General features: G+C 74.3%; 2 protein-coding genes. Both read left to right on the top strand.

What is annotated here, in order from left to right:
* A partial coding sequence (locus ABTY62_RS47170) for a condensation domain-containing protein (RefSeq protein ID WP_352135575.1) occupies positions 1 to 3,207 on the top strand: 3,207 nt, incomplete at its 5' end.
* A 41-nt stretch (positions 3,208 to 3,248) separates the two neighbouring features.
* The coding region (locus ABTY62_RS47175; protein WP_352135576.1) for a type I polyketide synthase at positions 3,249 to 7,291 on the top strand (4,043 nt) is incomplete at its 3' end.

Raw genomic sequence — 7,291 nt, forward strand, 5'->3', positions numbered from 1 at the left:
GTGCGGCAGTTGGCCGACGGCTCGCTGGAGTACGTGGGCCGCAATGACGACCAGGTCAAGATCCGCGGCTTCCGCATCGAACTCGGCGAGATCGAAGCCGCCCTCGCGGGCCACGAGGCGGTGGCCCACGGAGTCGTCGTCCCGCAGGGCTCCGCCGACAGCCGCGCACTCGTCGCGTATGTGAGCCCGACGGAACAGTGGCTCGACGACGCGGCGCGGGAGCAGAACGCCGCCCTGCTCGCCCAGTGGAGCCATGTCTTCGAGGAGCAGTACGCCGGATCCCAGGGCGACGGCACCCCCGACGACCTGAACCTGGCCGGCTGGGACAGCAGCTACACCGGCGAACCCATCCCCGAGTCCGACATGCGCGAGTGGATCGACGGCACGGTCCGCCTCATCGAGGAACTGCGGCCCAAGCGGCTGCTGGAAGTCGGCTGCGGCACCGGGCTGCTGCTGTTCCGCTACGCGGACTCCTGCGCGTCGGTGCACGCCGTCGACCTGTCGGCCTCGGCGCTCGACGACGTCCGGCGCGGCGCGGAACGCCGCGGCTGGAGCCACGTCACCCTGGAGCAGGGCGACGCCCTGTCGGTGGCGGCGCTGCCCGAGGGCACGTTCGACACGGTCGTGATCAACTCGGTCGTCCAGTACTTCCCCAACCAGCTCTACCTGGAGCAGGCCATCGCCCGACTGCTGCCGCTGGTGGCGGAGGGCGGCCGCGTCCTCATCGGCGACGTCCGCAACCTCGACCTCTACCCGGCCCACGCCGGCGCGATCGAGCGCGGCCGTACGGGGGCGGGCACCACCGCCGGAGCGCTGGCCGCACAGGTCAGGCGCCGCCGTCGGCAGGAGAGCGAACTGCTGCTCAGCCCCACCTACTTCGCCCGGCTGACCGAGCGGTTCCCCGAGCTGGGCGCCGTCGACCTCATGGTCAAGCGCGGAGTGGGCGACAACGAGATGCTCGCCTACCGCTACGACGTGGTCCTCACCAAGGGCGCCACCGCGCCCGCCACACCGCTGACGTGGCAGGAGGCCACCACCCCGGCACAGCTGCGCGCCCTCCTGGACGGCGGCGCCCCGGACCGGTTCGGCGTCAGCGGCCTGGCCAACCCCCGCATCGCCGAGGACGTACGGGTCGCCGAGGGCCTGACGCGCTGGTCACCCACGCGCGAGGTGGAGCCGCTGCCCGACGCGTCCCGGCTGACCACCGGGGCCGCCGGACAGGTGCGGGAACTCGAAGCCGCCCTGGGCCACGCCGAGCGGCTCGGCTACCGGGTGGCGGCCACCTGGTCGCAGAGCCGCCCCGACGAGCTCGACCTGGTGCTCGGCCGGGGCGAGCTGCCCCGGGTCCAGGCGCGCGCCCCCTACCGCGCATCACACCTGGCCAACTTCCCGCGGCTGGGGGACGCCGGCCCGGCGATGACCCGCACCCTCAAGGAACACCTGTCCGCGAAGCTCCCGGACTACATGGTCCCCGGTGTCTTCGTGCTCCTCGAAGAACTTCCGCTCACCCCCAACGGCAAGGTCGAGAAGCGGGCGCTGCCCGCCCCCGACGAGGAGGACATGGCCAAGGAGGTCTACGTCGCGCCGCGCACGGAGGCCCAGCGGACGCTGTGCCGCCTCGTCGCGGAGGTCCTCGAACTCGGCCGCGTCGGGATCCGGGACGGCTTCCTCGACCTGGGCGGCCACTCCCTGCTGGCCGTCCGGCTGGCCATGCGGGTCGCCAAGGAGACAGGCGTGGACCTCCCGCTCCAGCTGATCCTCACCGGCGCCACCGTCGAGGAGATGGCCGCGGTCCTGGAGCGGGACGAGGCCGCCACCGAAGCCGTGCCCCTGGTGCCCGCCGTGCCCATACCGGACGGCGAGGCGGCCCCACTCGCCCTGCAACAGCGGGACCTGTGGTTCCTCCACCGGCCCGAGCACCTGGGCACGTCGTACGACAACGCCCAGATCGCCTTCCGGCTCACCGGCCCGCTGGACCGCGACGCCTATATGCGCAGCGTCCAGTCGCTCGTCGATCGCCACGCCATGCTGCGCACCGGATTCGTCCGCCGCGACGACGGCGCGGTCACCCAGCGGGTGCACGACGCCGCCGGCTTCGCAGTGAACGTGATGGCCGTCGCCGACGACGCCGCCGTCGCCGAGTGGCTCCGGGCCGAGCGGGCACGCCCCTTCGCGCCCGACGGCCGCCATATGTTCCGGGCCCACCTGCTGACGCTGACGGACCACGAGCACGTCGTTGCCATCACCCGGCCGTGGGGGATCTTCGACGGCTGGTCGGTGCGCGTCCTGCTGGCGGAACTGCTCGTCGTGTACAGCGCGCTGAGCCGGGGCCGCGCCCCGGACCTGCCGCCCCTGCCGGTCCGGTACGCCGACTTCGCCCGCTGGCAGGGCCAGGCCGTCGATGCCGCGGAACTCGGCCGGCAGCAGGAGTACTGGCGGCGGCAGCTGGCCGGCCTGCCTGCCCGGCTCTCGTTGCGCACCGACTACCCGCGGTGCCCGGTCAGGTCCCACCAGGGGTCCTCGCTGGACTTCCGGATCCCGCTCGATCTGCTGGGCCGGCTCCGGCGGCTGAGCCAGGAGCGCGGTGCCACGCTGTACATGACCCTGCTCGCGGCGTTCGCCGCGCTGATCGGCGGCCACACGGACGACCGTGAGCTGGCGATCGCCACACCGGTCACCAACCGCCCCCGGGCCGAGCTGGAACAGCTCGTCGGCTACTTCGTCAACACGCTCGTGATGCGGCTGGGCGTCGCCGCGGACCGCCCCTTCACCGAGTTGCTGGCGCAGGCCAGGCAGGTCACGGCCGAAGGCCATGAGCACAAGGACCTGCCCTTCGCGGACCTCGTCCGCTCCCTGGTACCGGAGCCCGACCCGGCACACCCCCCGCTGGCGCAGGTGATGTTCAACCTGATCCCGACGCCGCCGCCCACGGCCGGAGCCGACGAGGGGCCCACAGAGCTGACGGTGACCCCGATGCCCTCCGACCCCGGCCCGGCGAGGTTCGATCTCGCCCTGACGGCCCGGGAGACCGAGGCCGGCCTGCACTGCTCCCTGGAGTACAGCACCGACCTGTTCGCCCGGGGGACCGCCGCACGCATGGCCCGGTCCTACGAGCGGCTGCTGCGGGAGATCGTGGCGGCCCCCGAGGCGGACCTGGCCCGGCTGCGGACCGGGGCGGGCCGGCCGGCGGCGAACGCCTCCTCATGAACAGCCACCCCGAGAAGGACGGACCGGGAGAGGAACGCGCCATGCCCACGAGCCAGCCGATCGAGCGCGCGATCGCCGTCGTCGGCATGACCTGCCGCGTCCCGGGAGCCGAGGACCTGGCCGCCTTCTGGCGGCTGCTGCACGACGGCGTGGACGCGATCACCGACGTGCCGGAGGGACGCTGGGACCTGGACGGCGTCCCGGCCGAGCCGGCCGCGCCGGGGCTGCGGCGAGGCGGCTTCCTCGACCGGGTCGCCGACTTCGACCCCGGGTTCTTCGGCATCTCCCCGCGCGAGGCCGAGGCGATGGACCCGCGGCAGCGGCTGGCCCTCGAACTGAGCTGGACGGCCCTGGAGCACGCCGGTGTCGTACCGGCGAGCCTGCGCGGCGGCCCTGCCGCGGTCTTCCTCGGCGCGACCGGCGACGACTACGCCGCGCTCGTCCACCGGCACGGCCCGGACGCCGTCTCGCACCACTCCCTGGCCGGGCTGAGCCGCGGCGTCATCGCCAACCGGGTCTCCTACCACCTCGGTCTGCGCGGGCCCAGCCTCACTGTGGACGCGGCCCAGGCCTCGTCCCTGGTCGCCGTGCACCTGGCGGCCGAGAGCCTGCTGTCGGGCGCCGCCGGGCTGGCGCTGGCCGGCGGCGTGCACCTGAACCTGACACCGGAGAGCACGCTGGCCTTCGCCCGCGCGGGAGCCCTGTCCCCGGACGGCCGCTGCCACACCTTCGACGCACGCGCCAACGGCACGGTCCGGGGCGAGGGCGGCGGCGTGGTCGTCCTCAAACGGCTCACGGACGCCCTCGCCGACGGCGACCCGGTCCACTGCGTCCTGCTCGGCAGCGCGGTGAACAACGACGGCGGCGGTCAGGGCCTCACCGTCCCCGACGGCGAGGCACAGCGGGAACTGCTGCGTGACGCCTACGCCCGGGCGGGAGCGGAACCGGCGCGGGTCCGGTACGTCGAGCTGCACGGCACCGGCACCAAGGCGGGCGACCCGGTCGAGGCGGGAGCCCTGCACGCGGTGCTCGGCAGGGACCGGCCGGACGGGCAGCCCCTGCTCGTCGGCTCGGTGAAGACCAACATCGGGCACCTCGACGGCGCCGCGGGCGTCATCGGTCTGATCAAGGTCGCGCTTTCGCTGAAGCACGGCGCACTCCCGGCCAGCCTGAACTACGCCGAGCCCCACCCGGCGATCCCGATGGACCGGTGGAAGCTCCGGGTGAACGACGCCACCGGGCCCTGGCCCGCCGGTCCCCGGCTCGCGGGAGTCAGCTCGTTCGGCGTGGGAGGCACCAACTGCCATGTGGTGGTCGCGGACGGCCCCGCCGCGCCGGCGGACCACAGCGGCGCGCAGGCCCCCGGGGAGATCGGTGAGGAGACCGAAGGGGCCGCTCCGGCCGCCCCGTTCCCGGTGGCGGTCTCGGGCCGGACCGATGCGGCGCTGCGGGCCCAGGCGGCGCGGCTGCTGGACCGGGTGGCGGCCGACGCCCGCCTGCGCCCCGTCGATGTGGGACACACGGCGGCGACGACCCGGTCGGCGTTCGAGCACCGCGCCGTCGTCGTGGCGAAGGACCGCGCCGAACTGCTGGCCGGCCTGGCCGCGCTGGCGGCGGGCGAGCCGTCGCCCAACGTGGTGGAGGGCGTGGCCGGTGCCCCGTCGGGCGTGGTGTGGGCCTTCCCCGGCCAGGGGCCGCAGTGGGCCGGGATGGCACTGGACCTGTGGGAGTCCTCCCCGGTGTTCGCCGCGCGGATGGACGAGTGCGCGCGGCTCCTGGACGGCCTGGTCGACTGGCCGCTGCGCGATGTGCTCGGCGATGAGGCCGCGTTGCTGCGCATGGACGTGATGCAGCCCGCGCTCTTCGCCGTACAGGTGTCGCTGGCGGAGGTGTGGCGTTCGGTCGGGCTCACGCCCTCCGCCGTCGTCGGCCACTCCCAGGGAGAGATCACCGCGGCCTGCGCGGCGGGCATCGTGCCCCTGGCCGAGGCCGTGCGGCTGATGGTCGAGCGCAGCCGGATCATCGCCGCGCGGCTGTCCGGCCGGGGAGCGATGGCGCTGCTGGCCGTGACCGTTGACGAGATCGACCAAACCCGGGTCGCGATCGGCGCGGTGAACGGCCCGAACGCGGTCGTCGTCTCCGGCCCGGTCGACGTCGTGGACGAGGTGGTGGCCGAACACCGGGCCCGCGGGGTGCGCGCCCGGAGGGTCCCCATCGACTACGCCTCGCACTCCCCGCAGGTGGAGGAGGTCCGGGACGAGGTCCTGGCGGCCGCGGCGCGGGTCACCGCCCGGGAGAGCGGAGTCGCGTTCTACTCGACGGTCACCGGGGGCCGGCTGGACGCGGAGCGTCTGGACGCCGAGTACTGGTACCGGAACCTGCGCGAGCGGGTGCGGCTGGAGGACGCCGTCCGCGCCCTGGCCGAGGACGGACACGAGGTGTTCGTGGAGGCCAGCCCGCACCCGGTGCTGACCATGCCGATCCAGGACACCGTGGACGGCGGATCCGGCACGCGCGGATCCGGCGCCGTGGTGCAGGGCACGCTGCGCCGCGGCGAGGACGGTCCGCGGCGGCTGCTCCTGTCCATCGCCGAGCTGTACGTACAGGGCGTCGCGGTGGACTGGCGGCCGGTCTTCGAGGGCACCGGGGCCCGCACCGTGGAGCTGCCCGGCTACGCCTTCCAGCGACAGCCGTACTGGATCGCCGGACAGGCCGCCGTCCGGCCCGCACCGCCGTTACCGTCCGCCGCGGAGGCCGGACCCGCGGAGGGGACCGGCGCCTCGCCGTCCGGCCCGGGGGAGCGGGAACTGAGGGCGCTGGTCCGCTCCCAGGCGGCGGCCGTCCTGGGACACGCCACCCCCGGGGCGGTCGAGGACGACCGCTCGTTCAAGGAGATCGGCTTCGACTCGGTCACCGGGGTGGAGCTCGGCAACCGGCTGAGCCGCGCGACGGGCGTGACGCTCCCGTCCACCCTGGTGTACGACCACCCCACCCCCGCCGCGCTGGTGCGGCATCTGCGTGACGAACTGTCGGGCCGGGCCCCGGACCGGCACCCGGCCGCGACCGGCGGCGCCCCGGACGACGACCCGGTGGCGATCGTGGGGATGAGCTGCCGGCTGCCGGGCGGCGTGACCTCCCCCGAGGAGCTGTGGTGGCTCGTCGCCGAGGGACGGGACGCGATCTCGGCGTTCCCCGAGGACCGCGGCTGGAGCCTGGACGCCGCGGACACCGGCCGTGTCCGCACGGGCGGCTTCCTGGCGGACGCCCTGGACTTCGACGCCGACTTCTTCCGCATCAGCCCCCGCGAGGCACGGGCCATGGACCCGCAGCAGCGGCTGCTGCTGGAGGTGTCCTGGGAGGCGTTGGAACGGTCCGGGATCGATCCCGCGTCCCTGCGCGGGAGCCGGACGGCCGTGTTCGCCGGCGTCACGGACCAGGACTACGTCCCCCCGCTGCACCGGACGTCCGAAAGCTTCGGCGGATACGCCCTGACCGGCGGTGCCCCGAGCGTGGCGTCGGGCCGTGTGGCGTACACATTCGGGTTCGAGGGCCCGGCGGTGACGGTGGACACGGCGTGTTCGTCGTCGTTGGTGGCGCTGCACCTGGCGGCGCAGTCGCTGCGCGCCGGGGAGTGCTCGCTGGCCCTCGCGGGCGGTGCGACGGTGATGTCCACCGCCGGGATGTTCGTGGAGTTCTCACGGCAGGGCGGGCTGTCGCCCGACGGCCGGTGCAAGGCGTTCTCGGATTCGGCCGATGGCACGGGGTGGGCGGAGGGGGTGGGGGTGCTGGTGCTGGAGCGGCTCTCCGACGCCCGGCGCAACGGGCACCGTGTGCTGGCGGTGGTGCGCGGCTCGGCGATCAACCAGGACGGCGCCTCCAACGGGCTGACCGCCCCCAACGGCCCCTCACAGCAACGGGTCATCCGCGACGCGCTGGCCGGCGCCGGTCTGTCCGGCGGCGACGTCGACGCGGTGGAGGCGCATGGGACCGGCACCACTTTGGGTGATCCGATCGAGGCGCAGGCGTTGTTGGCGACGTATGGCCAGGGTCGTGGGGTGCCGTTGTGGCTGGGGTCGTTGAAGTC

Source organism: Streptomyces sp. NPDC097640 (assembly GCF_040302705.1).
In the GTDB taxonomy this organism is placed as follows: Bacteria; Actinomycetota; Actinomycetes; order Streptomycetales; family Streptomycetaceae; genus Streptomyces.